This is a genomic window from Paraburkholderia sp. GAS448, assembly GCF_050435685.1.
GTDB lineage: Bacteria > Pseudomonadota > Gammaproteobacteria > Burkholderiales > Burkholderiaceae > Paraburkholderia.
This window is the reverse complement of record NZ_JBNDKT010000005.1, coordinates 71,315-97,841: the sequence shown is the minus strand read 5'-3', so window position 1 is coordinate 97,841 and position 26,527 is coordinate 71,315. Positions and strand designations below refer to the sequence as shown.

General features: G+C 63.2%; 22 protein-coding genes and 3 pseudogenes. 9 read left to right on the top strand and 16 right to left on the bottom strand.

From position 1 onward, the window contains the following. Nucleotides 1-569: 569 nt before the first annotated feature. Genes P3T23_RS11725 through msuE form a run of 8 tightly spaced genes read right to left on the bottom strand, consistent with a single transcriptional unit; the run spans nt 570 to nt 8,427 of the window. Nucleotides 570-1,376, bottom strand: coding sequence for an ABC transporter ATP-binding protein (locus P3T23_RS11725; protein ID WP_429316329.1), 807 nt, complete (start codon nt 1,374-1,376; stop codon nt 570-572). Between the two features lie 2 nt (nt 1,377-1,378). Beyond that, on the bottom strand, nt 1,379-2,740 hold the full coding sequence (locus P3T23_RS11720) for an ABC transporter substrate-binding protein (protein WP_429316328.1): 1,362 nt from the start codon (nt 2,738-2,740) through the stop codon (nt 1,379-1,381). 57 nt (nt 2,741-2,797) lie between these two features. After that, nucleotides 2,798-3,865, bottom strand: a complete 1,068-nt coding sequence (locus tag P3T23_RS11715; protein ID WP_429316327.1) for a branched-chain amino acid ABC transporter permease — start codon at nt 3,863-3,865, stop codon at nt 2,798-2,800. Nucleotides 3,866-3,873: 8 nt separating this feature from the next. After that, on the bottom strand, nt 3,874-4,755 hold the full coding sequence (locus tag P3T23_RS11710) for a branched-chain amino acid ABC transporter permease (protein ID WP_429316326.1): 882 nt from the start codon (nt 4,753-4,755) through the stop codon (nt 3,874-3,876). A gap of 13 nt (nt 4,756-4,768) precedes the next feature. Further along, nucleotides 4,769-5,563: an ABC transporter ATP-binding protein gene (locus P3T23_RS11705; protein ID WP_429316325.1), complete on the bottom strand. Its 795-nt coding sequence runs from the start codon at nt 5,561-5,563 to the stop codon at nt 4,769-4,771. 3 nt (nt 5,564-5,566) lie between these two features. After that, nucleotides 5,567-6,712: an AMP-binding protein gene (locus tag P3T23_RS11700; RefSeq protein ID WP_429316324.1), complete on the bottom strand. Its 1,146-nt coding sequence runs from the start codon at nt 6,710-6,712 to the stop codon at nt 5,567-5,569. A 2-nt stretch (nt 6,713-6,714) separates the two neighbouring features. Beyond that, nucleotides 6,715-7,818, bottom strand: coding sequence for a dimethylsulfone monooxygenase SfnG (gene sfnG, locus P3T23_RS11695; RefSeq protein ID WP_429316323.1), 1,104 nt, complete (start codon nt 7,816-7,818; stop codon nt 6,715-6,717). A gap of 27 nt (nt 7,819-7,845) precedes the next feature. Beyond that, nucleotides 7,846-8,427 carry an FMN reductase gene (gene msuE / locus P3T23_RS11690; protein ID WP_429316322.1) on the bottom strand — a complete coding sequence of 194 codons (582 nt, stop codon included), beginning with the start codon at nt 8,425-8,427 and terminating at the stop codon, nt 7,846-7,848. 225 nt (nt 8,428-8,652) lie between these two features. On the opposite strand from msuE, the gene P3T23_RS11685 reads away from it, so the two are divergent. From P3T23_RS11685 to P3T23_RS11670, 4 genes and pseudogenes are all read left to right on the top strand, one after another. Further along, entirely contained in the window at nt 8,653-8,787 is a 135-nt protein-coding gene (locus tag P3T23_RS11685; protein WP_429316321.1) for a hypothetical protein, read from the top strand. A 180-nt stretch (nt 8,788-8,967) separates the two neighbouring features. After that, nucleotides 8,968-9,189: pseudogene (locus P3T23_RS11680) on the top strand (acyl-CoA dehydrogenase family protein); the annotation flags it as partial. A 55-nt stretch (nt 9,190-9,244) separates the two neighbouring features. Further along, nucleotides 9,245-9,562: pseudogene (locus tag P3T23_RS11675) on the top strand (acyl-CoA dehydrogenase family protein); the annotation flags it as partial. Further along, complete coding sequence (locus tag P3T23_RS11670) at nt 9,559-10,674, top strand: sigma-54 interaction domain-containing protein (protein ID WP_429316320.1); 1,116 nt, start codon at nt 9,559-9,561, stop codon at nt 10,672-10,674. The pseudogene P3T23_RS11675 and the gene P3T23_RS11670, both read left to right, overlap by 4 nt. Nucleotides 10,675-10,791: 117 nt before the next feature. Here P3T23_RS11670 and P3T23_RS11665 read toward each other — a convergent pair whose 3' ends face one another. The 5 genes from P3T23_RS11665 to P3T23_RS11645 all read right to left on the bottom strand — a co-directional run bounded on the left by P3T23_RS11665 (nt 10,792) and on the right by P3T23_RS11645 (nt 15,735). Then, the gene (locus P3T23_RS11665) at nt 10,792-12,036 is read right to left on the bottom strand and encodes an acyl-CoA dehydrogenase family protein (protein ID WP_429316319.1); all 1,245 of its coding nucleotides are present in this window, start codon (nt 12,034-12,036) and stop codon (nt 10,792-10,794) included. A gap of 273 nt (nt 12,037-12,309) precedes the next feature. After that, a complete protein-coding gene (locus P3T23_RS11660; protein WP_429316318.1) occupies nt 12,310-13,323 on the bottom strand; it encodes a Gfo/Idh/MocA family protein in 1,014 nt (337 codons plus the stop codon). Nucleotides 13,324-13,565: 242 nt separating this feature from the next. Further along, nucleotides 13,566-13,997, bottom strand: coding sequence for a hypothetical protein (locus tag P3T23_RS11655; protein ID WP_429316317.1), 432 nt, complete (start codon nt 13,995-13,997; stop codon nt 13,566-13,568). A gap of 167 nt (nt 13,998-14,164) precedes the next feature. Then, the gene (locus P3T23_RS11650; protein WP_429316316.1) at nt 14,165-14,923 is read right to left on the bottom strand and encodes an SDR family oxidoreductase; all 759 of its coding nucleotides are present in this window, start codon (nt 14,921-14,923) and stop codon (nt 14,165-14,167) included. Between the two features lie 62 nt (nt 14,924-14,985). Then, the gene (locus P3T23_RS11645; protein ID WP_429316315.1) at nt 14,986-15,735 is read right to left on the bottom strand and encodes an SDR family oxidoreductase; all 750 of its coding nucleotides are present in this window, start codon (nt 15,733-15,735) and stop codon (nt 14,986-14,988) included. A gap of 101 nt (nt 15,736-15,836) precedes the next feature. Between P3T23_RS11645 and P3T23_RS11640 the strand changes: the two genes are divergently transcribed. Further along, nucleotides 15,837-16,754: an AraC family transcriptional regulator gene (locus P3T23_RS11640; protein ID WP_429316314.1), complete on the top strand. Its 918-nt coding sequence runs from the start codon at nt 15,837-15,839 to the stop codon at nt 16,752-16,754. Between the two features lie 206 nt (nt 16,755-16,960). On the opposite strand, the pseudogene P3T23_RS11635 reads toward P3T23_RS11640, so the two are convergent. Together P3T23_RS11635 and P3T23_RS11630 are read right to left on the bottom strand one after the other, a co-directional pair. Continuing rightward, nucleotides 16,961-17,092: pseudogene (locus P3T23_RS11635) on the bottom strand (transposase); the annotation flags it as partial. An 85-nt stretch (nt 17,093-17,177) separates the two neighbouring features. Then, on the bottom strand, nt 17,178-18,698 hold the full coding sequence (locus P3T23_RS11630; RefSeq protein ID WP_429316313.1) for a DUF3300 domain-containing protein: 1,521 nt from the start codon (nt 18,696-18,698) through the stop codon (nt 17,178-17,180). Between the two features lie 398 nt (nt 18,699-19,096). On the opposite strand from P3T23_RS11630, the gene P3T23_RS11625 reads away from it, so the two are divergent. After that, on the top strand, nt 19,097-19,516 hold the full coding sequence (locus P3T23_RS11625) for a hypothetical protein (RefSeq protein WP_429316312.1): 420 nt from the start codon (nt 19,097-19,099) through the stop codon (nt 19,514-19,516). Between the two features lie 285 nt (nt 19,517-19,801). Here P3T23_RS11625 and P3T23_RS11620 read toward each other — a convergent pair whose 3' ends face one another. Continuing rightward, nucleotides 19,802-20,230, bottom strand: coding sequence for a MerR family transcriptional regulator (locus P3T23_RS11620; protein WP_429316311.1), 429 nt, complete (start codon nt 20,228-20,230; stop codon nt 19,802-19,804). Between the two features lie 245 nt (nt 20,231-20,475). Here P3T23_RS11620 and P3T23_RS11615 point away from each other — a divergent pair, with 245 nt between their 5' ends. From P3T23_RS11615 to P3T23_RS11605, 3 genes are all read left to right on the top strand, one after another. Beyond that, nucleotides 20,476-21,609: an efflux RND transporter periplasmic adaptor subunit gene (locus P3T23_RS11615; RefSeq protein WP_429316667.1), complete on the top strand. Its 1,134-nt coding sequence runs from the start codon at nt 20,476-20,478 to the stop codon at nt 21,607-21,609. 12 nt (nt 21,610-21,621) lie between these two features. Beyond that, on the top strand, nt 21,622-24,786 hold the full coding sequence (locus P3T23_RS11610) for an efflux RND transporter permease subunit (RefSeq protein ID WP_429316310.1): 3,165 nt from the start codon (nt 21,622-21,624) through the stop codon (nt 24,784-24,786). Nucleotides 24,787-24,938: 152 nt separating this feature from the next. Then, nucleotides 24,939-26,405 carry an efflux transporter outer membrane subunit gene (locus P3T23_RS11605; protein WP_429316666.1) on the top strand — a complete coding sequence of 489 codons (1,467 nt, stop codon included), beginning with the start codon at nt 24,939-24,941 and terminating at the stop codon, nt 26,403-26,405. The last annotated feature ends 122 nt before the right edge of the window (nt 26,406-26,527 follow it).

The following is a 26,527-nucleotide window of genomic DNA, read 5'->3' as shown; positions in this document are numbered from 1 at the left end:
GTACCAGCGGCCGCATCTGGAGGCACTGGCGGACAAGCTGGAAGACACCATCTATTTCGTGGTCCGCCGCGGCGACTTCGCGGTCTGTTATGCGCGCGCGGAAGGCGCGTTTCCGATCAAGACGCTGACGCTGCGCGTCGGCGACCGGCGTCCGTTGGGCGTGGGGAGCAGCAGCCTTGCAATTGCGGCAGCGCTGTCCGACGACGAAGTGCAACGCCTGCTGCGCGACCAGCGGGCGGAGCGCGAGCCGTTCCGCTTCACTGACGCGAGCAAGAGCTGGCCTCGATCGAACGGCAACTACCTCATCTGCTCGCGGATCTGTGAGCGGTGCGCGGCCGGTGCGTGGCCACCAGGCCGCTGTCAGGCACCCCCGATCCTCCGCGTCTCCTTTCCTCGACGGAACCCTGCCGCGCCATGCCCCAAAACGCCGCCGTTGCCGCCATGGACGATGATGCGCTTAGTGGAACATCATGGGTGCTGGGATCTCTTATTTCGCCGTTTCCCTGCCAATTACATACGGGTGATGCCGAACCCCGACAGGTGGCTCAGAGCGAATCCATCCCGTCGCTTCAGATCGCAAGTTGAGCTCGCAAGCGACGTGACCTCCCCGGCGTTCCCCCAGCGCCGGGATTGCCACTCCCCAGATACGCATCTCGCAGGGTGTCGAGCCCCAACAGCGTTTGCGCCTTGCCTTGCGTGACGACCCGGCCACTTTCGAGCACGTACCCGAATTGTGCATAGCGCAACGCAATCGCCGCGTTCTGTTCCGCCAGCAAGAAGCTCACGCCATCGTCTCGATTGAGGGTCGCCACCGTCTCGAAGATCTCTTCGACGACCTGCGGAGCGAGCCCCATCGAAGGCTCGTCGAGCAAGACCAAAGCGGGCCGCGCCATCAAGGCGCGGCCAATCGCAACCATCTGCTGTTCTCCGCCGGACGTATAGCCCGCAAGCGTCTTGCGACGCTCCTTGAGCCGCGGAAAGATCCCATAGATGTGCTCGAGGTCCGCCTCGAGGTCCGCCCTTCGAGGCCGCCGCACAAAAGCGCCGAGCCGCAGATTCTCTTCGACCGACAAATGCGCAAAGCAACGCCGTCCCTCGAATACCTGGACGAGCCCACGCTCGGCGAGCGTCCATGGGTCCGCGTCGGTAATCGGGTCGCCGCGATAAGCAATGCGACCCGACGTGAGCTCACCCCGTTCGGCGCGAATCAGGCTCGAGATGGTCTTAAGCGTGGTCGTTTTGCCGGCGCCGTTGCCGCCCAACAAGGCGACGATGGCGCCAGACGGCACGGTCAGTGAAACGCCACGCAATGCCGGTATGAGCTGACTGTACGTCACGGCAATCTCGTCAACCTGCAGAATTGGCGCGGCGCTCATGCTCAGAGATCCTTGCTGCAGTCGCGCGGCGTAATGCCCTTTTCCTTGGCGTACGCGCTCGCTGATTTCTCGATGATCGGACGCAGCAGTGCACGATCTGCCTGCACCCATCCGCTAATGACCTTCCATTGCTGGCCGTCCCACTGCTGGAAGCGTACGGCGCCACCGCCTTCGTGATCCGAGCACGATAGTTTCAATGGCTGAACCAGCCCGTACGCACCCAATTGCTTAAGACGTGTGTCGTCGAGATCAAGATGCTCGAAGCCCCAGCGTACCTGCTCACCGGTAAGCGGCTTGTTACCGAATCTGGCCTGCGCCACGCGCAACGCTTCAACATTGAGAATGCCGTTGACGACGCCCAGGTTGTAGTACACCGTACCGAAACGCGCCGGGTCTTTCAGATTGCCGTCGCCAGGTTTGATCACATACTGATTGATCGCCTGAAGTACGGGGAAGTCGGTACCCGAAGGATGCGTGGTGATCGAAATGAATCCCTTCGCGGCGTCGCCTGCCGGGCGTGCATCCTCTTCCGAATTACTCCAGATGTTGCCGATGATGTGATTGGCCGGGAAGCCCACTTTTTGTGCCGACTTCAAGGCGACCGGATTCATCACGCCCCAGCCGCGCAGAATCACCCAGTCCGGATTGATCCGGTGAATGGTGAGCCACTGCGAACCTTGCTCGTTACCCGGATGCGGCACCTCGATCTGCGTGAGTTCGAAGCCGTACTTTTTAGCAAGCGCATCCAGCACGGGAATCGTCTCGCGACCGTAAGGAGAGCCGTGGTAGAGCACCACGATTTTCTTGCCCTTGAGCTGATTCAACCCGCCTGATTGCTGACCGATGTAATTGACGATCGCGGAGACTTCGCTATACGGATTGAGTTGCAGCGGAAAGACATACGGGAAGACCGCGCCGTCGGTGGAATCCGTGCGGCCATGATTGATCGTGATCAGCGGGATCTTATCGGCGGTCGACCGGTCGAGCGTCGCATAGGCGATGCCGACCGAAAGCGGATTGGTCGCTGCTGCGGGGGCGCCGTTCAGGCCGCTTTTGAGCCGTTCATAGCATTCCACGCCCTTTTCCACGACGTATTCGGTTTCGCATTCGCTCCACGTCAGCTTGACGCCGTTGACGCCGCCATCGCGCTTGTTGACAAGGTTCATATAGTCGATGAAGCCGCCAAAAAAACCGCTGCCGCCCGCCGCATACGGGCCGACGCGATAGCTTTGCAGCGGGAAATATTCTTCGCCCGCGGCGTGTGCGGTGGGTACAAATGCAGCGGTGAGCGCAAGCATCAGGCTGGCGGCAGCCGTGACGCGCGATACCGTTCCGCGCTTTTTAAAGGAGTCGATGAAATTCATGCTGAGCTGACCTTGAATAGATAAGCATTGGTTTGAAAACGATGAGAGAAGCCGGCATTACGCACGCAGTGGCCAGTCGCGCAGACGATTCCGCGCGGTCTGAACCAGTCTTGCGAGTCCGTCCGGCTCCTTGATAAGAAAACCGATGATCAGCGTGCCGAAGAGGATCTTCTGCAGGTTCTGCAACTGGCCGGCTTCGATACCGACGGTAGCGAGCGCACCGGCCGCGTTCGACAGGAGAATGGGTAGCAGGACGATGAACGCCGCCCCCAGAAAATTCCCGCCGATACTGCCCATGCCGCCAATGATGATGATGAACAGCACCTGAAACGACAGATTGAGATCGAAGCCGTGCGGCTCGACCGTGCCAAGATAAGCGAATGCCCATAGCGCGCCCGCAATGCCGATGACGAACGAACTGAGCGCGAAGGCGAGCAGCTTGGTGCGGCCGACCGGAATGCCGATCACGCGTGCGGCCGTGTCCATGTCACGCACGGCCATCCAGCGCCGGCCGAGTTCGCTGCGCACGAGGCGGGCTGCCAGGGCGAACAATACCGAGGCAACACTGAGTATGGCGAGGTAGCGTGCAGCGGGTGTGTCGATTTTCCAGCCGAACGCCGTGAGACGCGGCGCGCTCAGGACGCCCGACGTATCGTCGTTGGAAAACCAACTCACCCGCGTAAAGATCCATTCCACGAAAAATTGCGCGGCCAGGGTCGAGACAATCAGGTAGAAGCCCTTGATGCGCAGACTCGGCAAACCGAACAGCGCACCGGCAAAGGCGGTGATCAGTCCGCCGAGAAACAGATCGACGACAAGCGGCAACGCCGGCACCCGCACAACCAGGTTGTAGGTGGCATAAGCGCCGATCGACATGAATGCGGCGGAGCCGAGCGAGAGTAGCCCCGCATAGCCGGTCACAAGGTTCAACCCCAGTCCCGCCAGCGACAGCACGAGAAACGGAATCAGAATCGCGTTGAGCCAATAGTCGTTGCCGAATACCGGAACGACGATGAACGCGATCAGCGCGAGAATCACCGCGAGCCCGACCTTCAGCAGCGGCAAGCGCTGCGGGTACGGTTTGAACTTGCGCGGCGCGTTCAGGGTGGCGTGAGACGATGACATAGGCGGCCTCACACGCGTTCGACGGCGGTTTCGCCGAATAGACCGGCCGGCCGCGCGAGCAGGAACAGCATCGCGAGCAGGTAAGGAAACCAGTTTTCGATACCGCCGCCGAGCATGCTGCCGACGTACACCTCGGCAAGCTTCTCCGATGCGCCGATTAGCAGACCGCCGACAATCGCCCCGCCGATCGAAGAAAACCCGCCGATGATCAGCACCGGCAGCGCCTTCAGCACGACCAGCGACAACGAGAACTGCACGCCGAGCCGCGCGCCCCACAGGAGTCCCGCCACGAGGCTGACGAAGCCGGCCAGCGCCCACACGATCGCCCAGACGCGCGGCAGCCGCACGCCGATGGCTAGTGCGGCGAGCGGGTCGTCGGCGACGGCGCGCAGCGACAAGCCGAGCCGTGTGCGATTGGTCAGCAGCGACAGGCCGATCACCAGCACACCGGCGGTGGCCGCGGCAAAAATGTCGAACTGGCTGATCATGACGCCGCCCACGTTCAGCGGTTTGTCGTCGATGCCCAGATCCAGGCCGTGGACCTGGGCGCCCCAGAACAACTGCGCCGCACCTTCAAGAATGAAGCTCAGACCCAGCGTCGCCATGAACAGGACAATGGGCGGGCGATTCACCAGCGGGCGCAGCACAAGGCGGCCGATCAGCACCGCGATCAGCACCAGTGCCGCGAGTGTCACGCCGAACGCGAGCACGGGGTTCACATGCCGCTCGACGAGGCTCACATAGGTCAACGCGCCGAACAGCACCATCGACCCCTGCGCGAAATTGAATACGCCGGACGCCTTATAGATCAGCACGAAGCCGATCGCGACCATCGAGTACATCACGCCCGCCAGCAAGCCGCCGACGAGTACTTCGAGGAAAAATCCCATGTTGTTCGCTCTCTCAATGACGGGTGCCGAGATAGGCGGCTAGCACGTCCGGGTTGCTGCGCACGTCGGCCGGGGCGCCGTCGGCAATCTTCTTGCCGTAGTCGAGCACGACCACGTGATCCGACAGGTCCATGACCACGCCAATGTCATGCTCGATCAGGACGACAGTCACGCCGAATTGCGTGTTGGCGTCGAGCACGTAGCCGGCCATGGCGCGCTTTTCGTCGGCGTTCATGCCGGCCATCGGCTCGTCGAGCAGCAGGAGACGCGGCTCGGCGGCAAGGGCGCGGGCCAGTTCGACGCGCTTTTGCACGCCGTAAGGCAGCGTGCCGACGGTGCTATGCCGATAGCGCTGCAGGTCGAGCGCGTCGATCACGACTTCCGCATAGCGGCGTTGCGCCGTTTCATCGCTACGCGCGCGGCCGATATTCAAGGTCTGTTCGAGCCACGTGCTGCGCCGGTGCAGGTTGCGGCCGGTGAGCACGTTATCCAGCACGCTCATGCGGCGAAACAGCGCGATGTTCTGAAATGTGCGCGCAATTCCGCTGTGCGCGGCGTGATAAGGATTCATTCGCCGATAGGCGCGGCCGTCGAAATGCACGCTGCCGTGCTGCGGCTGATAGACCCCGTTGATGACGTTGAGCAACGAGCTTTTGCCCGCGCCGTTCGGACCGATCAATGCGCAGATCTCACCCGTGTGCACCGCGAAGCTGATATCGGTGATCGCTTTCACACCTTTGAACGACAGCGAGATATGATCGAGCGACAGTAGAGCGTCGAAAGATGAAGTCATGGAATGTTGGGTCATGCATCAATACGCCGGTTGTTTCGTCGCGTCGTCCGCCCCGTAGCGCTGGCGTGCGGGTGCTTCACGCGGGTGTTCGATGCGTCGCCACTCGCCGGTATCGGGCCAGGCGCGCACGTCGACACGTAACGCTGCGAATAGCGCGGCAGTCGTCTCGTCGAGCGGTGGCCCGATGACGAGTGCAGCACGGGTGCGCGAAAAGCCGATGACTTCGCGCAACGGGCCGGTGATGAGCCACCAGGTCAAGGTCCGCGCCAGCGGGCCGCCCTGCCTGCGCAGCGCCCGGCTGATCAGGCGACGGCGCCACGAGGGTGCGCCCGGCAAGCGGTCGTCGACGAGCTGGGCCACCCGGGCGTAGGTCTCGCGCGTGCCGGCAACCAGAGTCGGTGCAAGTTCGCGGCGATCGTTGTCGCGAGTCGCAAGCGACTCCGGAAAATTCAGGCGGAACCCGCTCAGAACCCAGGGTGCGATCAGATAGCGCGCCTGGGCGGCCGCGGCGAATGCGCGTGCGGCAAACGCTTCGTCGCCTGCAGTCAGTTTCTCCGTGTCGACGAGTTGCTGGGCTTCCTGTATCAGCGTCGCATGGGAGAAACACTGGGCGACGAGTTGCCCATCCGCATCGAGACGCACGAAGGCGAATGCGTCGTCGTGGGGGCCAGCGGCGGAGGCGAAGCGGCCTTCGTCCCGGGCCGGCAGTGCACGATAGTCGGTCACGGCGGGATGCGGATGGCACGTCAGATCGCGCGGGTTGGCATCGATCACACGCAATCCTTCGTGAGCCAGCAGACGATCTACCTGACTGTCGTCTTCGGCGAACACAAAGCGTGGGGCGAGATGCGTGAGTACGGAGCGCAACGCGTCGTCGGCTAGCTGCGGGTCGAGCGGTATGGCCACGCCGCCGTTCCACTGCGCCGCGAGCGACAGTAGCAGCGCCTCCTCACGCGGATGACTGACGAGCAGCAGGGCATCGCCCGCCGTAAAACCACGTTGCCCGAGACCGGCGGCCAATTGCTCGACCGCCGTGGCCACGTCTTGCCACGACAACGCGCGCCATGCGCCAAGCCGCTTGTGGCGCAACGCGATAGCATGCGGCCGGCGCTGCGCCTGATGGCGCAGCCAGTCCGGCAGCGTCGACGGCTGTGCGTTTTCCATGCTCAGGCGGCCTTAGCCTGCTGCTTGAGTTCGAGCTCGCGCACCAACGGCAAGACCCGTTTGCCGAAATACTCCACCTCTTCGATGAAATGGAGGAAGCCCGTCAGCACGAGATCCACCCCCACCGATTTCAATGCGACGATACGCTCGGCGATCTGCTGCGGCGTACCGATGAGATTGGTGCGGAAGCCGTCGTTGTATTGCACGAGGTCTTCGAAACTCGACCTGGCCCAATTGCCTTCACCTTCCGGCGAAGCCTTGCCGGCCTGCTTGACGGCGTCGCCGAAGGCATGCACGGCTTCGACGTGCGCATGCTCGATGATGTCGGCGAGCACGGCCTTGGCCTCTTCTTCGGTATCGCGGGCGATCACGAAGGCGTTCACGCCGATGCGCACCTTGTGGTTATTTTTGGCTGCCTTGGCCTGGATGTCGTCGATCTGCGCTTTCAGGTTCTCCGGCGTATTGCCGTTGGTGAAGTACCAGTCGGAAACGCTGGCGGCGTTGTCGCGTGCGGCGCGCGAACTGCCGCCCTGGAAGATCTCCGGATGGGGCTTCTGCACCGGCTTGGGGCTCAGCGTGTAATCGTTGAAGCGGTAGAAGTCGCCCTTGAAGGTGAATTTGTCCTGCGTCCAGATGCCTTTGAGCGCCTGAATGAATTCGTTCGAGCGGCGATAGCGTTCGTCATGTTCGAGCCACGGCTCGCCGATTGCGGTGAACTCGCCTTTGAACCAGCCGCTCACCACGTTGATCGCAACACGGCCATTCGAAATATGGTCGATGGTGGCCAGTTGTTTGGCAACGACTGCGGGGTGCCACGGACCGGGCAGGATCGCGGCCAGGACTTTGAGTTTCGTCGTTGCGTGCAACAGCGCCTGACTGAACGAAACCGATTCGTGCTGATGTTCGGCACCGTACCCGGCGGTGAAGCGAATCTGACTCAGCGCGTATTCGAAACCCGCTTGCTCCGCGGTTTGTGCAAGCTTCTGGTTGTACTCGAGACTCCAGTCGGTGCGCTGTTCGATCGTGCTGACAACCAGGCCGCCGCTGACGTTGGGCACCCAGTAGGCGAACTTGACGGCGTCGCCGTGAGAATGGTTCTGGCTCATGGTGTTCCTGATGATTGAGTGAAGGGCTTATGCAGCCAGTGTTGCAGCTTGCGGAAACGAAGCGGGCAGGCGGCCCGCATGCAGCCAGGGCAACGCGCGTGTCACCGCCAGTGCAATGCGTTCTTCCAGTGCAGGGTTCGAAATGGCATAGCCGCTGAAATCCGCCTCGGACGCATACACGCCGATCGGCAGCGTGCGTGCCTGAAAGAAGCTGAACAGCGGACGCAGCTGATGATCGATGACGAGCGCGTGACGATCGCTGCCGCCTGTTGCGGCAAGCAGAACCGGCACATCGAACAGCGCCTCGTGATGCACGAGATCGAACAGATGCTTGAAGAGCCCCGTGTACGACGCACGATAGACCGGGCTCGCCACCACCAGCAGGTCGGCGGATTCAATCGCCTTAATATGCGCTTCTACGTCAGCAGGGACCTGCTCGCGATGAACCGCGCCGGCGAGACTCGATGCGATCTGCCCGAGCTCGACGAGATGTGTGTCGACCGGTACCGCGTCGCCGAGCGCGGCGAGCAAGCGTTCAACCACGGCGAGCGTGCGTGACGGCCGCTGCAGTCCACCGGAGACGGCGACCACTTTCAATCTGTTGCTCATTCGAACAATCCTTTCAATCAAAAACGAATTAATCGAGACTGCAGCTCATTTAGCGAATACCGTGCCATCAGTTTTGCGCGGGCAAGCCGTTCTTTCGACTCACCCGCCGGCCTGAGTCGATCGGCCGCCAAGTCAAATGGCATACCCGTTCGAGGTTATTTCGTCGGCGCATATCGCGGTGGCAGGGAAACATTGCAGGCTGACGTATGAAGCTGGTGAAGCAACATGGCCTCGGCGCTGCTGCTGGAGCAGCAGCGCCGGGTATCGGAGAGACCCGTGCTGGCTTTCAGTATTCCGACAAGTCTGCTGCCTGAGAGGCGCCAATCGGCTGCGGCGCAGATGAAGAAGCAACGTCCGTAACGACTCTGCTGCGTAATCAGCAATTCGACTTTGGTTACCACAACAAAATGCATCGGAAGTTGCGGTAGATCGTCAGAATACGTCTCTCAGGAAGCAACTCTGATCGACGCCGTTCAACATCCGTGAGCCGACACATGACGGTCCACGCCCGCACAGCGTGCAGTGAGTGTCTTTGTCCCTATGAACTCGACCTACGTAATGCCTGACGCACCGGCATCCAGGCTACTGGGCACGGAGACAGCCCCGATTACTGAAACGCCGATGCAGATCGCGCAGCGGCTGGCGGACATATTTGCTGCAAGCGCTGCCGAACGCGACGCGCAGGGCGGAACGCCGAAGGCAGAACGGGACGCATTGCGCGCCAGCGGTCTTCTGTCGATGAGCATTCCGCAGCCGCATGGCGGCCTCGGAGCCAACTGGCGCCAGACCCTTGACGTGGTGCGCATGCTTGGCCGCGCGGCTCTTGACCGACCGCGCGGCAGATCGTTTCGATGCCGCCTGGGCCCGCGAAGACGCGCTGACCGAAGCCGAGCGCGGCGAAGTGGCGTTGGCGGTCGCAACGGCCAAAGTCGCCGCCACCGAAATCGGGTTCAGTATCTGTACCCGGATGTTCGACGTGGCCGGAGCGCGCGCGACGCATGGCGCGCTGAGGCTGGACCGCCATTGGCGAAATTTGCGCACCCATACACTCCATGATCCGCTCGCCTACAAGCTTCGTGAAATCGGCGAATGGACTTTGACGCAACGATATCCGACGCCGAGTTTCTACTCATGAACCATTCACTCAATCAGGTGTTATCGGACCGGTCAGCCATCGCGCGAACGGAAACGCCGCCTTTGCTGACCATGCCCGACAAGCGCACGCTCACCACCTCCATTCGTGCTACCGCGCAGATCTTCTCGGACCCGCGATCGGTGGCGTTGCTCGAACGCATTCGCATGGTGGCGCCGAGCGACGCCAACGTGCTCGTGATCGGCGAGACAGGGACCGGTAAAGAACTGGTCGCGCGCCACGTGCATAACCTCAGCGCCCGCAATGACGGCCCGTTTGTGGCGGTCAATTGCGGGGCGTTCTCCGAGTCGCTGGTGGAAAGCGAGTTGTTTGGCCACGAGAAGGGCGCATTCACCGGCGCGTTCTGCGCGAAACCCGGCTGGTTCGAAGCGGCCAACGGCGGGACGCTGTTTCTGGATGAAATCGGTGATCTGCCGCTGTCGATGCAGGTCAAGCTGCTGCGCGTGCTGCAGGAACGGGAAATCGTGCGACTCGGCTCACGCAGGAGCATTCCGATCGACGTGCGCGTGCTGGCCGCCACCAATGTGCATCTGCAGGACGCCGTGGCGGCAGGCCATTTCCGCGAGGACCTGTTTTACCGCCTGAACGTCGTGCATCTGGCTGTGCCGACGCTGCGTGAGCGGCCCGGCGATATCCTGCCGCTGGCCCGATATTTCATCGAAGAGTATCGAAACCGCCTGGGCTACGGCCCTTTCGGCATCGAGCCGTGCGCGGAGCGCAAGCTGCTGGAACATAGTTGGCCCGGCAACATTCGTGAACTGGAGAATGTCATCCACTACGCGTTACTGGTGTGCCGCAGCGGTTCACTGCGCGAGGGCGATCTGCAGATGTCGTCGTTCGGAATGCATGCGCCGCGACGAGCGGCCAATGAGCCAGCGCCGACGACACCGCTTGAAGGCCTCGAGGAAGCGTTGCGTCATCTGTTCGATCACGCGGAAGGCAACCTGTTCGAACAGATCGAAGACACCGTGATGCGCGTGGCATTCGACTTCTGCTACCGCAATCAGATTCAGGCGGCGAGGTTGCTGGGCATTAGCCGCAATGTATTGCGGGCACGATTGATCCGCGCGAAGCAGATTTCGGCGCAGAAGTAGGCTCACACCCGTGATGGTGGACGCAGTTTGTGATTTTGCGTGCAGTTGGAAGTCCAAGCGGACCGGCCGCAAGACCGGTCCGCCTGGCGCCACGTGCTGTGGCGTGGCGGTACTGGACTACGCAGCCGTTCTGCTGTTGCCGATCTGCCAGACGAAGGGCGGCTCTTTGCCGTTGATTTCCCAGTCGCCGACGATCCGTTCCTTGTAGATAAGCGGGTTGTGCGATGCCGCTGTGCGCGCGTTTCTCCAGTGACGGTCCAATAGTTTGTTTTCGCTGATGCCGGAAGCGCCGAGTGCATTGAACAGGTCGGTTGTCGCCTGCAGAATCAGGCCCGCCACAGCCACTTGCGCTTTTGCTGATTCAATTTCGGCCGCCACGTTTGCGGCCTGTTCGGCATCGCGGTCGGTGCCGAAGCGTGTTTCGTACGCTCTTTGCGAGGGCTCTGCCGCACGCACGGCTGCGGCCTCCGCAGCGTACACGCGGGCCGCGATTTGCCCCACCACCTGCTGCACCTGGACATCTTCGCTGACGCGCGGCGCGTTGCCGTGGCTGTAAACCCGGGTACGTTTGCGCACTTCCTGCGAGATGTCGCGCAATGCCGCGCGACCAGTGCCCGCGATCACGGCGATCAGCACGAGTTGATAGAACGCCGTCTGATATTTGAAGCGCGTGGAGAAGTCGATGATGTTCTCTTCGTCGACCACGGCGTTTTCGAATACGGAGGTGCCGCTTCCCGTGGTGCGTTGACCAAAGCCGTCCCAATCGTCGCTTTGTCTGACGCCCGACTGGCGCGTACTCACCGCTGCGATGACGTCGGCGCCGTTGTCGTCGCGCTGCGCATAGACGTCGATCCAGTCGGCGAAGATGCTTCCCGTGCTGTAGTACTTCGTTCCGTTGACGACCCATTGGTTGTCGTGGCGTGACACGCGCGTAATCACATCGCCGATCTTGACAGCACCTACTTCGGTCCAGGCATTGCCAACGATTTCACCCGCCACGAAGCGTTGAATCCATTTTTCCCGAGCTTCGCCGGGTGCTGCATTAATTCTGTCTTCAACGAAAGCAAAGTGGCCACGCAACGCTTGCGGCAAACCCGAGTCGGCCTCGGCCAGCTCGATCAGGAGCTGCACGAGTTGCGGCAGCGACGCGCCGGCTCCACCGTACTCGACCGGCACTCTGACGGCGCCGAACCCGGCTTCCTTCAACCAGACGATCTGTTCGTAAGGCAGTGTACGAGTGCGTTCGCGTTCAAGCGCGCCTTCCGCGATCCGCTTGAAGATCGGCCTGAACCTGGCGGCCAATCGCTCATAGTCAGTGCCGTAGGAAAGTGGCGATTTTTCCAGCTGGTTTTGTGATGTCATGCGCGCTCTCTTAAATCGATCTGTGGAGAAGGCAGAGCCTTCAGGCTCTAGTTCATGAGAGTGAGAGCATAAGCTGTGCCATCGGGCAACTGTCTCGCGGCCTTGATGAATCGAGAGGGCAAGAGCTTCTGGCTGCTGTGGTCGAAGCAGTCTGCTGATGAACTGCTTGCCTGAGAGCAGTGAATGGAATTGTTGCGAGCGAAGTGATGCGCTTCATTGAGTAGTGCGCATATTCACCATCGATGCACCCGGAGGTTGCCCCTGCGTAGCACTTCAACTTTCCAGGATTCTCTCCCACGCGCCCGATCGAGCCGAGCGGAACACGGCGTCGATCACTCGCATATTTGCGCGCGCATCTTCTAGCGGAATAGCCTGCCCGCTTCCACTCAATATCGCCTCCGCGAACGTGGAGGCTGCGATGCCATATTGATCGCACACCGGAAGTTCCAGCCAGCGATCAATCCCGACACCGGCGCTTGTGTTTTCACTCACTAACAGACGCGTCGGTCGATCGCTTGGTGCATTGAATGGAATCTCGACCTCGATCCGCCCCTTGGTACCGTGAAATTGCATCCGCTGATAGTTATGGGTCTGGGTCGAGTAAAAGAAACTGGCCTGCACACCGTCGAAGTCCATCAGCACAGAGCCAAGCCGGTCGACTTCAAATATTGGATCCTGCTCCATCAGGGCAACCACTCGCCTTGGCTCAGACCTGGTCACGAAGCGTGACGTTGTGATGGGATAACAACCAATATCGAGCAGACCGCCGCCACCCAGTTCGCTCCGGTTGCGGATATCGTGCGGGTTCGTGTTGTTATAGGTGAAGCCGCCGGTCACCGCCCGCAATTCGCCAATCGCATCTTCGTCAATCAAGGTCCGCACCTTCAACCATTGCGGATGCGTGCGAACCATGAAGGCTTCCTGTATGTATCGGCCGTTCCTGTCGCGCGCAGCGATGAGTCGTTCAACCTGTTGGGCGTCCAGCCCGATCGGCTTCTCACACAGGACGTGCTTGCCCGCCTCGACGGATTTGATCGTCCATTCCACGTGGATGTGATTGGGTAGCGGAATATATACCGCGTCGATTTCCGGGTCCGCCAGGAGCCCCTCGTAACTGTCGTATGCGACAGTCAAGCCATATTTGGCTGCGGCTTCCCGAGCCTTCTCCCGAGATCGCGACGCGATGCCCTTCACCCGACACTTTGGCGCGCTGTGCATGGGTATGACAACCTTGTCGTTGATCTTCGCGGTGCCCAGGATCCCCCAGACAATTTCATCCCTTGCCATGACATCCCCTTTTCCGATCAAGTCTCTGAGGAGTAGAGCAGGCTGAACAACCGCGTGAGCCGGCAAGTCCATGAGCCCGCGAAGGACCAGAAGCGTCCGGTCGTGCCAGTTTACACTCGGTGATTACGATCGCCGATACAAGACCGCTCTCGACCACCTTCGCAAGCGAACGGACGTTTGCTGGTCGAAGCTGACGTCCGAATGACCGAGTGAAGTTGCGGTCGAATGGGGTGCGCGCGTAATCAATGGTACGTCGTCGTAGACGACTGCAGCTTCGTCAACACGCCGCCTTTGAACCGGAACCAGCCTTGTGAGCTCTGCATCACGACTTCATCGCCTTGCCAGAAAACGCGCTTGACCGTCATGCGCTTACCCGAGCGTTGCACAAGTGGCGGATGGTGGCGAAAGTCGTACAGCACCAGCCCGGAGTCAGTCTGCACGAGCATGCGCGTGACGCTGTCATCTGCGTTGCCGACGTCATCGAAATGCGTGAGCGTGCTTGCGCTGAAGCGATCGAAAGTTTCCTTGTCGAGCATTCCCTCGAAATCGCGGCCGACGCGCACGAATTGCAATTTCCCCGCGGGTGTGACGAGCGGGCCGGACGCGTTGCTTTGCGCATGAACGCAAGTCATGAAAGAGGTGGCTGCGAGCGCAGCGAGGAGCAGTCGTCTCATGGTTCCTTTTAGATTCAGCGGTCCTTGGGGAATTGTCGTCAATTTTGGTCGACACGTCGACGGCCTTTCACTGGCCGCACCCGGTCCAACCTTGACCGGCTCAGGTCGCACCCTGAGCCACCGTTCGAACTCTCATCGATCCCTTCGATCACGCGCACGAGACTACATCACCACGGGATCGTTTCGTTTTCCCAGCGCGTGAACGTCCCTGTGGGGCTGTCCGGGCCCAGCAGCGCGACGCGCACCGCCTCGCGAGCGCCCTCCTCCACAGTCTCCGTGCCCGCATATCCGTTGAGGTTCGTCCTGGTGAAACCCGGCGAGACGGCGTTGACCTTGATCCCCTCCGGCTCCAGCTCGATCGCCATGGCGACCGTCAAAGCGTTGAGAGCCGTTTTGGACGCAGGGTAGACGGGGCCGAAGATCGCGCGGTAGGCGAAGGCCGGGTCCGAGTTCGCCGTCAGCGACCCGACGCCACTCGACACGTTGACGATGCGGGCACCCGGCGTCTCGCGCAGGAGCGGCAGCATCGCCTGGTAAACGGCGAGAACGCCGAACACGTTGGTGTCCCACACCGCGCGCATTTCATCGAGGGACACGTTGCTCGGACGGGTCGTCTTCACGTACTCCTCGACGGACTGGCCGGGCTGCCTGTTCGTATTCGAGATGGCCGCGTTCTGGACGAGCACGTCGAGGCGGCCAAACTCGTTGCCCACGCGCTGCGCTGCGGCTTTGATCGAAGCCTGATCCGTCACGTCGAGCTGGAGTGCGCGGGCGTCCGGCCCGGCCTCCCTGGCTGCAGCCTCGCCGCGTTCGAGATTGCGCGACCCGACCAGCACAGTGAAGCCGTGTGCCGCGAGATCCTTTGCGATCTGAAGACCGATTCCTTGATTAGCCCCGGTGACCAGGGCGACGGGTTTGTCCTGCATGGCAATCTCCTTGTCGTATTGCGCCGTAGCGCGCAGAAATTCAGGGCGGTGGCGCCGGTCGGTCAGCGAACCTCGGCCGCCCATGCTTCGGCGTCGGCGCCGGCCGGGATGCGCATCGGGGATGACGGGTCGGTTGCTGCGCGCCACACGGCTTCGGCGACGTCCTGTGCCCGGGTGATCGGGGCAGACGTATCCCCCAGGTGCGCGACGACGCTCTTGACCAGATCGGCATAGGCCTCGTGGTCGAAGCCGTGTATGTGGGCGCGCGCGTTCTCCCCGAAGCGGGTCTCAGGCGCACGGCCCGGCAGCACCAGGCGCGCCCGCACGCCAAACTGCTCGAGCTCCAGCGCCATTGATTCAGTGAATGCGTTCACCGCCGCCTTGCTCGCACGGTATGCGGCGAGCAGGGGCAGTGCCTTCAACGTCACGCTCGACGTGACGTTCACGACGACGCCGGCCTTGCGCTGCCGGAACTGGGGCAGCACCGCTTGCGTCAATGCGATCGTGCCGAAGGTGTTGGTCTCGAAGAGCTCGCGCACCGTCGCGAGCGGGACGAGTTCGGCCGGGGAAGCCGCGCCGAAGCCCGCGTTGTTGACGAGGACGTCGATCGGGCCTGCGACCTCGACCGCCTCGCGAATGCTCTCAGGATTCGTGACGTCGAGCGCCAGCACGCGCATGCGGTCTGACTTGGGCAGCACGTCGGCGCGCGGCGTGCGCATCGTGGCGACGACCTGCCAGTCGCGTGCCAGGAAGTAGCGGGCGATCTCGAGGCCGAAACCGGAAGAGCAGCCGGTGATCAGGACGGTCTGCATGGGAACTCCTGTGAGGTGGTTTGCGTGAGCTCCTACGATAGGTCTCCGAGGCCGTACTTGCTACAATCAATAATCCGAATTTCATTTGCAGGAGTCCGGCGATGATCGATCCGTTGGCCGAAGTGGTGACGCTGCTGCAGCCGGGTGCCCGGTTTTCCAAACTTGTCCACGGCGCCAGCCCCTGGCGCATCAGTCGCTCGGATGCCGGCCAGCCTTTCTATTGCGTCATCCTCGAGGGCGGATGCCGCCTCACGATCGACGGACACGAGCCAATCGAGCTGCTTTCGGGTGACTTCGTCCTGATTCCTGCGGCCTACGGCGTCGCGATGTCCAGCCTCGAGCCGCCACCGCCGGGCGTCGAGACGGCGGCGCCCATCGCGCTGGGCAACGGTGAATTCAGAATCGGCACCCCGGCCAGCCCGATCGACTTACGAATGGTGGCGGGCCACTGCAGCTTCGGTTCACCGGATGCGACCCTGCTGGTCTCGCTGCTGCCGCAACTCGTGCATGTCCGCGGCGAACAGCGGCTAGCCACGCTCGTGCAACTTGTGCGAGAGGAAACACGCGAGCAGCGGCCCGCGCGCGAGGTCGTGCTTTCACGACTGCTGGAAGTGCTGCTGATCGAGGCGCTGCGGTCCACGGCAGAAACGAGCGCGTCACCGGGCCTGGTGCGCGGGCTCGCCGACGGCCGCCTCGCCGCCGCGATCCGCGGGATGCACGAGCGCCCGACGCACGCGTGGACGGTCGCCGAACTCGCGAAGGAGGCCGCGCTCTCGCGCTCGACCTTTTTCGAGCGCTTCAGCCGCGCGGTCGGCGTTGCGCCGATGGAATATCTGCTCACGTGGCGCATGGCACTCGCGAAGGATCTGCTGCGCCGTAAAGAAGGCCGTGTCGCGGAGATCGCGGAGCGCGTCGGCTATAGCTCCGCCAGCACCTTCAGCGTCGCTTTCACTCGACACGTCGGCCGGCCGCCGACGCAGTACGCGCGTGAGGAGCAGGCGGCCGCGAACGGCGCGTAAAGCGGCGCAAACAGGCTGTGCTGGGATCTGGACACGCGTCCATGGCTCAATCATGTCCCACATGCACGCGCTGCGCGATCGCCAGATAGCTCGGTCGGCGGCGGGGGTGTTGTCTCCTTCGCGTTTGACGAGTGGAACGACTGCAACGGGTCGAAGGACTGAAATCGCTCGCACGGCGATATGACGCCGCATCGACTTTGCGGTATCTGACGCAGGAATTTTGGGCATTGCCAGCGCCAGTGCACCCAGCATTTCTTGCCGCTGCGCTGCGTGACCGGCGCGATGCCGGAATAATTCTGCAACTCAGCCGCATTCTGGAAGCGGTCACGCCGCTGGCCGTCCATCGTTGCAGGTTCGATACGTCAGACGCCTGTGCCGGATGCGCTGTTCGTGCTTGTCCGCAGGCGGGCGATATGCCGCTCTTCAGTGCGCCCTGGCGCCGTCCGACGTCGCCGGCCGCGCCACCCCGCCCGCAGGACGGAATACGGGCGCTGGTATGCCGCTGACGCGTCCGGGCATAGCTGGCGCCTGCATGCCAGGGCCGCGACCGGATGGTACGAAGCCTGGCGCGACGTGCGGCATCACCGCTGCGGCTGGCCGCGGCATCGGCTGCGGCATCTGCGCTGGAGGCGCCCGCAGTACTTGAGGCGCCTGTACGTGGGGCAGCTGCGGTGACAGAGGTTCCTGCGCGCGGGGCGCCCATACCCGAGGCATCCGCTCATGAGGAACCTGCGGCGCCGGTGGGACCTGCGCGCGGGGCGCCGTCCATACCTGAGGCGTCTGAGCGTGAGGAACCTGCGGTGGCTGAGGTACCTGCGCGCGGGGCGTCGTCAATACCTGAGGCATCTGCGCATGAAGACCCTGCGGCGCCGGCACCGGAGCCGCCTGCGGATGCGCGCCCCCCGGCATCCCGGCGACGGCCGGCACGGTGCGCGATGAAGGAACGGCCAACGCTGCCGGATTTCCGCGCGAGGCCGGGCGCGCATCCGGCGACGCGGCGTTCGACGCAAACCGGCTCTGCACCACCGGGTCGCGGTACGGAACGCCATGCCGATGCCACGGATCGTGCGTCCACTCGACTCCCGACGGCCGATGGTGGCGGTCCAGGTCGGCGAAGCGGTCGCGGTCGAGGTCGATGTGGTGCCGATGCCAGTCACAATGCTCCCAACCCCACAGCGGAACGACTATGGCTACGCTCACCCAGCCGAAGCCGAACGGACCGGGCACCGCGCCGTAGAAGTTATTGGGGAAATAGTAGGGCGGATAAGCGGGGTAAGGCCAGGCGCCATAGGCGGCCGTCGGGTTGTAGACCGGAACGTAGACGGTGTCCGCGCTGGCGGGCTGAATCGTGATGTCCTGCCCGACCTGGTTGACCGCCTCCTCCGGTATCGACTGCAGCGTGCCTGCCGCCTGCGCACGCAGGCGAAGGCGCTGGATCGAATCCATGACCGCCGGCTGGCTGGCCAGAAAGGCGTCGCCAATGCGCTCGGTCCACTCGAGGTTGTCATCGAGCATCTTCAGCACCTGCGGAAACGGCACGAGCGACTTCACACTCGGATCCCAGGGCTGTTGCTCGAGCGCGTCAGTTAACTGCCCGCCCTGGAGCGCCGCGTTGCCCGGCTGCTGAACCCAGCGATCGGCTTCGACGACTTCCAGCGGATAGGTCGCTGCCATCAGGATCTGGGCGACGAGCGGATCAGGATAGAGCGCAATCGGCGCGAGCATTTGATCGAGCGACTCTGCCGTCAACGGCGCGGCTGCCTGCGGCGCCGGTTGGACCTCGCTCTCACCATGCACGCCCGATGATGCTCCGAGGATCAGGCTTGCCAGCATCCCGGCGAGGATCCGGAACGTGGTCGACTTCATCTTCCCTCCTCGCAAGGCGCGATCCACGCAGATCGGCGGCGGATCGCCCTCAAACCAGACATCGCTGGTCTGTTTCACTTTTGACTCCGTTCGAACGTGCGAATTCGCGAACGCGGGGCTGCGGCCCGGTCGAAATCGTTACCGTTGTTACAGTTCCACGGAAAGAACGATCGGGACGGGTGGCAAATTCCAGCGCCGCCTGCGCGACAGGCCGCCGGCTTAACGCGCCCGAGTGTTGGCTCCGATCGCCTCACGCGTCTGCTCGGTCGCGAATTCGGTCGATGCAATAGTCAGCGAAGTCGTCGACATCCTGGTTAGCGAAAGTCCAGGAACCTGATGTCGAACCAGGTACGATCACGAATGTTGTACAACGTGGCAGCGATGTTGAGGAGTTGTGCGAAAGCAGCTTGGAACCGCCGATCAACTGTCTGCTCGATCGATTGGGTCGTGCAGAATGACGAAGAGGAGAGCGCGACATGGAAATTCGGCTTTCAAAACGTCCAGAGACACTGAAGCAGCTGCTTTTCGCGGCCATGGTAGCGTCGCTGTCAGGATGCACCGTTCCGATCGATGAACTCCGGGCGCGCGATCCGAACGAGTCGTTCATCGTGCAGGCACCGCTTAAGTGCCTTTACGATAAGGGCGTTGAGCACACCGCCGCGTCATCGGACACGACGGAGCCCCGCTTCACGTCGTCCCTCGATCAGCCAGCGGGCGCGGCCTGGTTCCGGCAGCCGCTCACGCTGGTGGAGCTCTCGCGAGTGTCAGACAATGCAACGGCGATTACTCGACATCAAACAGGTTCAGCAGAGGCGGTTAGTCAGGCGGACGATCTGATGGCGTTCTTCCAGTCCAACCCGTGCGCTACGCCCGGTGCTAACCCATCCCAGCGATGAGTCGGAAGCTCACTGGAGTTGACATGTTGCAGCGGCAATTTGGGGACGTGACCTTGAACTGATCGCGGCAAGCTTGCGAAATCTTTTATCGCGCGTCTCGAACGACGGGTTTGGTGTCGTCGTGGCCACCTGGCGGCGTCGGGTCAGAAAATCAACTTGTGAATTGGCTAACCGACTTCAATCGACACATCCTCTGGGCCTGTCTCGGCGACTTCGCTGGGTCCGCCTTGATGCAAAGCCAGTTCGCCAGGTGCTGGCTCAAGACTTGAACTCGCCTCGTGCAGATCAATTGGCCGCATTGGTCGCACAGTCCCTCAAATCGATCTTCAACTGCTCAAGTTCGGCGATTCGCTGATCGATGCGCTGCTCCCATAGGCGCGACAACGGCTTCCAGTCTTTCCCGCATGGTAACTGGTTCGCCGGCAGCCTGGCGAGGTGCCCGGCGATTTCCTCCAGGCTGAATCCGGCGCGTTGGGCCAGCGCAATGTAGTTGATGCGCTGCAGCACCAGTTCGCGGTAGCGGCGATGCTCGCCGCTACCCTCTCGTTCGGAAGCGATCAGCCCGAGCTTTTCGTAGTAGCGCAGCGTGGATGCCGGCACGCCGCTTTGCTGCGTCATATCGCGGATGCTGATTAGTTCGTTCCGGCGCGGCGAGTCGTGGGCGGCAGCCTTCGGTTTGGGCGAAGCAGTCATGGTGGAGGCTTTTGTGTTCACGTTCCCATCATGAACGGCCGATGCGGTTCGCGCAAGGGCGTGCGTCACGGGGTTTCGTCTCCGCCTGCGGCAGAGTGTCCGGAACAACGGACCCACCGCGGCCACTTGACTTAAGTTGAAGCCAGTTTCAATATATATCTAAAGTTGAAGTTAGCTTTAAATAAGTCAAGGAGACGCTCGTGCCTTACTCCCCTCGTTATCGCGCGCTGTTGCGCGCGGGATTTTCCTTTTTTGCTGCCGTCGCGATGGCGGCCGTTCTCCCCGCCTGTAGCAAGGGTAGCGCGCACGCGGCGGCGGCGGCGCCGCCGGCCGAGGTCAGCGCGGCTCAGGTCGTGGTCAAACCCGTGCGCCAGTGGGACGAATTCACCGGCCGCATCGCCGCCACCGACGCGGTCGAGGTGCGCGCGCGGGTTAGCGGCTATATCGAGCGCATCGCGTTCAAGGAAGGCGAGGAGGTCAAGTCCGGCGACTTGCTGTTCGTGATCGACGCGCGCCCGTACAAGGCCGCCTACGACAGCGCGGCGGCGCAGCTCGAACGTGCTCGCGCGGGGGCCCAACTGGCGCGCGCGGAGGAGCAGCGCGCACAGACGCTGATCGCGGTCAACGCGATCTCGCGCGAGGAAGTCGACACGCGCCACGCCGGCCTGGCCCAGGGCGACGCCGACGTGCGCGCGGCCGAGGCGGCGCTGGCCACGGCCAGGCTCAATCTCGGCTTCACCGAGGTGCGCTCGCCGATCGCCGGGCGCGTCAGCCGCGCCATGCTGACGGTCGGCAATCTGGCCCAGGCTGACCAGAGCGTGCTGACCAGCGTGGTCTCGCAGGATCCGGTCTATGTCTACTTCCAGCCGGACGAGCAGACCTACCTGCGCTACGCGGCACTCGCGCGCAAAGGCCAGCGGCCGGACACGGCCAATCCGGTGCGCGTCGGCCTTGCCAACGACATGGGCTTTCCGTATTCCGGCACGGTCAACTTCGTCAACAACCAGGTCGACTCGGCCACCGGCACGATCAACCTGCGTGCTGTGGTGCCGAATCCCGACCGTGCGTTGACCCCGGGTCTGTATGCGCGCGTGCAGCTTGAGGGCAGCGCCGAGTTCAGGGCGATGCTGATCGACGACAAGGCGATCATGACCGACCAGGACCGCAAGTACGTCTATGTGGTTGGCCCGAAGAACGAGGCCCTGCGCAAGGACGTCACGCTCGGCGGCTTCGCCGACGGGCTGCGCATCGTGCAGTCCGGGCTCGCACCGAACGACAAGGTCATCGTCGCCGGCCTGCAGAAGATCTTCTTCCCGGGCGCGCCGGTGAACGCTAGCACGGTGGTTATGGACGCGCCGCCGGCGCCGCCTGCCGCGCTGTCCCCGATCGCGGCGAAGTAAGGAAAGCGCGCCATGAATATCTCCAGATTCTTCATCGACCGCCCGATCTTCGCGGCGGTGCTGTCCATCGTGATCTTCGTCGCCGGCCTGATCGCGATCCCGCTGCTGCCGATCAGCGAATACCCCGAGGTGGTGCCGCCGACCGTGGTCGTGACCGCGACCTATCCCGGCGCCAATCCCAAGGTGATCGCCGAAACCGTCTCGGTGCCGCTGGAGGAGCAGATCAACGGCGCCGACCACATGATGTACATGAAATCGGTGGCCGGTTCCGACGGCGTCTTGCAGATGACGATCACGTTCGAGCCAGGCACGGATCCCAGCCAGGCCCAGGTCGACGTGCAGAACCGCGTGGCCCAGGCGCTGTCGCGCCTGCCTTCGGAAGTGGTCGCGCTCGGCGTGACCACGCAGAAGCAGTCGCCGACCTTTGCCGTCATGGTCACGCCGTACTCTCCGGACGGCCGCTACGATGCGCTTTACCTGCGCAACTACGCCAACATCAAGATCAAGGACGAACTCGCGCGCCTGCCCGGCGTCGGCCAGATACGAATGTTCGGCGGCGGTGACTACGCGATGCGCGTCTGGATCGATCCGAGCAAGGTCGCCTCGCGCGGCCTGACCGCGGGCGACGTGGTCCGCGCGATGCAGGATCAGAACATCCAGGTCTCGGCCGGCCAGCTCGGCGCCGAACCGATCAAGGGCGGCAGCGATTTCATGATCGCCATCAATGCGCAGGGCCGCCTGCAATCGGCCGGTGAGTTCGGCAACATCGTGCTCAAGACCGGCGCCAACGGCGAGGTCGTGCGCCTCGCCGACGTCGCACACATCGAACTTGGCTCTAGCGACTACACCCTGCGTGGCGCGGTTGATGGCAGGTATACCACGGCCATCGGCGTGTTTCAGGCGCCGGGAGCCAACATGTTGACCGTACGCGATGCAGTGATCGCGAAGATGGACGAGCTGGCCAGGCAGTTCCCGCCCGGCATGACCTACCATTCGTACTACGACAGTACCATTTTCGTGCGCGATTCGATCAAAGCCGTGGTGCACACGCTGGGCGAGGCGATCCTGTTGGTCGTGCTGGTGGTGATTCTGTTCCTCCAGACCTGGCGCGCCTCGATCATTCCATTGATCGCGGTGCCGGTGTCGGTGATCGGTACTTTCGCCGTGCTGTATGTGCTCGGCTTCTCGATCAACACACTGACCTTGTTCGGCCTCGTGCTGGCGATCGGCATCGTCGTCGACGACGCGATCGTCGTGGTCGAGAACGTCGAGCGCAATATCGAGGAAGGGCGCACGCCGCTGGAAGCCGCGCACCAGGCTATGAAAGAGGTTTCCGGGCCAATCGTGGCGATCGCGCTGGTGCTGTGCGCAGTGTTCGTGCCGATGGCCTTCCTGACCGGCGTCACCGGTACCTTCTACAAGCAGTTCGCGGTGACCATCGCGATCTCGACGGTGATCTCGGCGATCAACTCGTTGACCTTGTCGCCGGCGCTCGCGGCCAAGCTGCTGCACGCACACGGCGCGCCCAGGGACGCCATCTCGCGCGCCATCGAGCGCGCGTTCGGCTGGGTGTTCGGCCCATTCAATCGCTTATTCAAGGCGAGTTCGGACAAGTATCAGGGCTCCGTGTCGCGCATCCTCAAGCGCCGCGGCGTGGCGTTCGCGGTCTACGCGGTGCTGCTCGCGGGCACCGGCCTGATGTTCAACACCGTGCCGCGCGGCTTTATCCCGACCCAGGACAAGCTCTACCTGATCGCTGGCGTGAAACTGCCGGAGGGCGCTTCGATCAGTCGCTCCGACGCGGTCGTGAAGCGAATGGACAAAATGGCCCTGGAGACAGAAGGCGTTGACCACACGGTTTCGTTCGCTGGTCTCAACCCAACCCAGTTCACCAACACGCCCAACTACGCCATAGCCTTCGTGATCCTGAAGAAATTCGACGAACGCCACGTCAGCGCCAAGCAGATCGCCGACGCGATCCAGGCCAGGCTCAACACGATCCGGGAAGGCATGGCCTTCGTAATGATGCCGCCGCCGATCCTCGGCCTTGGCAACGGCGCCGGCTATTCGCTGTTCGTCGAGGATCGCGCCGGCAGCGGCTACGGCGTGCTGCAGCAAGGCGTGGGCGCGCTGCAAGGTGCGTTAATGAAGGAGCCGGGTATGGGCTTCCCGTTCTCGGGCTACCAGTCCAACGTGCCGCAGCTCGACGTGGGCGTCGACCGCGTCAAGGCCAAGACCCAGGGCGTGGCGCTGAGCGATCTGTTCGAGACCTTGCAGGTCTATCTCGGCTCGACCTACGTCAACGATTTCAATCTGTTTGGCCGCACCTGGCGTGTGTATGCGCAGGCCGAGGGCGACTACCGCAAAAAGGTCGAGGACATTGGCAACCTGAAGACGCGCAACGCGCAGGGCGAGATGGTGCCGATCGGCTCGATGGTGAACATCAAGCAGAGCTACGGCCCTGATCCGGTGATCCGCTACAACGGCTATCCGGCCGCCGATTTCGTCGGCGAGGCCAACCCGGCTCTGCTGTCCTCCGCGCAAGCGATGGACAAGATCACCGAGGTTGCCGGCAAGGCGCTGCCGAACGGCATGAGCTTCGAGTGGACCGACCTGAGTTTCCAGGAAGCCACCCAGGGCAAGGCCTCGTTGCTCGTGTTCCCGGTCGCGATCCTGCTGGCCTTCCTCGTGCTCGCTGCGCTGTATGAGAGTTGGGTGCTGCCGCTCGCGGTGATCCTGATCGTGCCGATGTGCATGCTCTCGGCGCTGGCCGGTGTCAAGCTGTTCGGCGGCGACAACAACAACACCTTCGTGCAGGTCGGCCTCGTGGTACTGATGGGCCTGGCGTGCAAGAACGCGATCCTGATCGTGGAATTCGCGCGCGAGCTGGAATTCCAGGGCAAGGGCATCGTCGAAGCCGCGCTCGAAGCCTGCCGCCTGCGCCTGCGGCCGATCGTGATGACCTCGGTGGCCTTCATCGCCGGCACCGTTCCGCTGGTGCTCTCTCATGGCGCTGGCGCCGAAGTGCGCTCGGCCACCGGCATCACCGTGTTCGCCGGGATGATCGGCGTGACCCTGTTCGGCCTGTTCCTCACGCCGGTGTTCTACGTCGGCCTGCGCAAGCTGTCCGGCCGCAAGCTGGTCCAGCATCGTGAGGGCAGCATGGCGCGTGGTTGAAGCCCGGCAAGTGCGGTGTCGCCACCGCTTCGGTCTGGATGGGCCTTGACGACACCGGGCGCAACGCGGTCTCGACGCGCATCCGGAAAAAGCCGGGCAGATCGCGCAGTTCCGCGCGGCCGATAAACGATTTCCCTGGAGAAGCAAACGCCATGCGCAGATTAACTCCGTCCCTGCTGATCGCCGCCAGCCTGACCCTGGCCGGCTGCGCGGTCGGCCCCGATTACCATCGCTCCGACCTGCCTGTGCCCGCGCGGTTCGCGCGCAAGGAAGCCGTGTCCGCGTCGAGCACCGCCGGCATCGCTGCGCCGGTCCCCGCCGACATGCAGTTCTGGCAGGCGTTCGGCGATCCGCAGTTGACTCAACTCGTCGAACAGGCGCTGGCCGCGAACCACGATCTGCGCAGTGCGCTGGCGAACTACGATCGCGCCGCCGCGCTGTTGCGCGAGGCCAGGTTCGACTACGTGCCGACCATTACCGCCAGCGCGCAGGGCGGGCATCAGACGCTGAGCGAGTTGCAGGCCGTGCCCGGTACGCCGCGCTCGTTCCGCAGCTACGAGATCGAGGCCAACGCGAGCTGGGAGCTCGATCTGTGGGGCCGCGTGCGTCGCGAAGTGGAGTCGGCGCGCGCCGACACCGCGGCCAGCCGCGCCGATCTCGCCGCCTTGCAGGTGTCGATCGCCGGCGAGACCGCGAGCACCTACGTGCAACTGCGCGGCCTGCAGGAGCGCTTGCGCGTGGCGCGCGAGAACGCCAACAACCAGCGCGAAACATTGAACCTCGTCGAAGCGCGATACAAAGCCGGCCGCGACACCGACTATGAGCTTGCGCTCGCGCGATCCCAGTTCGAGACCACCTCCTCGCGCGCGCCCGCGCTCGAGGCACAGGTGGCGGTGGCCGAGCATCGCCTCGCCGTGCTGACCGGCCGCCCGCCCGAGGCGCTGATCGCCGAACTCGATGCACCCAGGCCGCTGCCGGCCCTGCCCGCGGACATCGATCCCGGCACGCCGGCCGACCTGATCCGTCGCCGTCCCGACATCGCCGCGGCGGAAGAACGATTGCACTCGGCGACCGCGCAGATCGGGGTCGCCACGGCCGACCTGTTCCCGAAGTTTTCCTTGAGCGGGCTGATCGGCACGCAGGCGTTCACACCCGGCGCGCTGTTTCACGGCGGTACCGGCATGAATTCGGCCTTCCTCGGCATCGACTGGTCCTTTCTCGACATCGGCCGCGTGCGCGCGCGCATCGCCGCGAGCCGCGCCGATGCGGCCGGCCTGCTCGCGCAGTACCAGCAGACCGTGCTGCTTGCGCTGGAGGACACCGAGAACGCGCTGATCCGCGACGCCCGCACACGCAGCGAGGACGCGCAGCTCGAGCGCGCCGCGCGCGACAGCGCGGAGGCGGCGCGGCTGGCCCGCGTGCGCTACCAGGCCGGGATCATAGGCCTGTTCGAAACCCTCGACGCCGAACGCCAGATGCTCTCCGCCCAGGATGCCGCAGCCGACAGCCGCACGCGCAGCGCCACGGCCGCGGTCGCGCTCTATCAGGCGCTGGCCGGCGGCTGGCCGCAGAAACTGCCGGAAGCGGAAAAACTGTCCTCGACGGCTTTGTCACGTTGACGCAGTGTAGTCGTAAGATCCGGGGATGAAGTCGACGAAATCGCCTTGTCACGGCGGGGGCAGCTCATGCGGTCGAACTCGTCTCGAAAGCGACATCACGAAGCAGGTCGCGGTCAATGCCG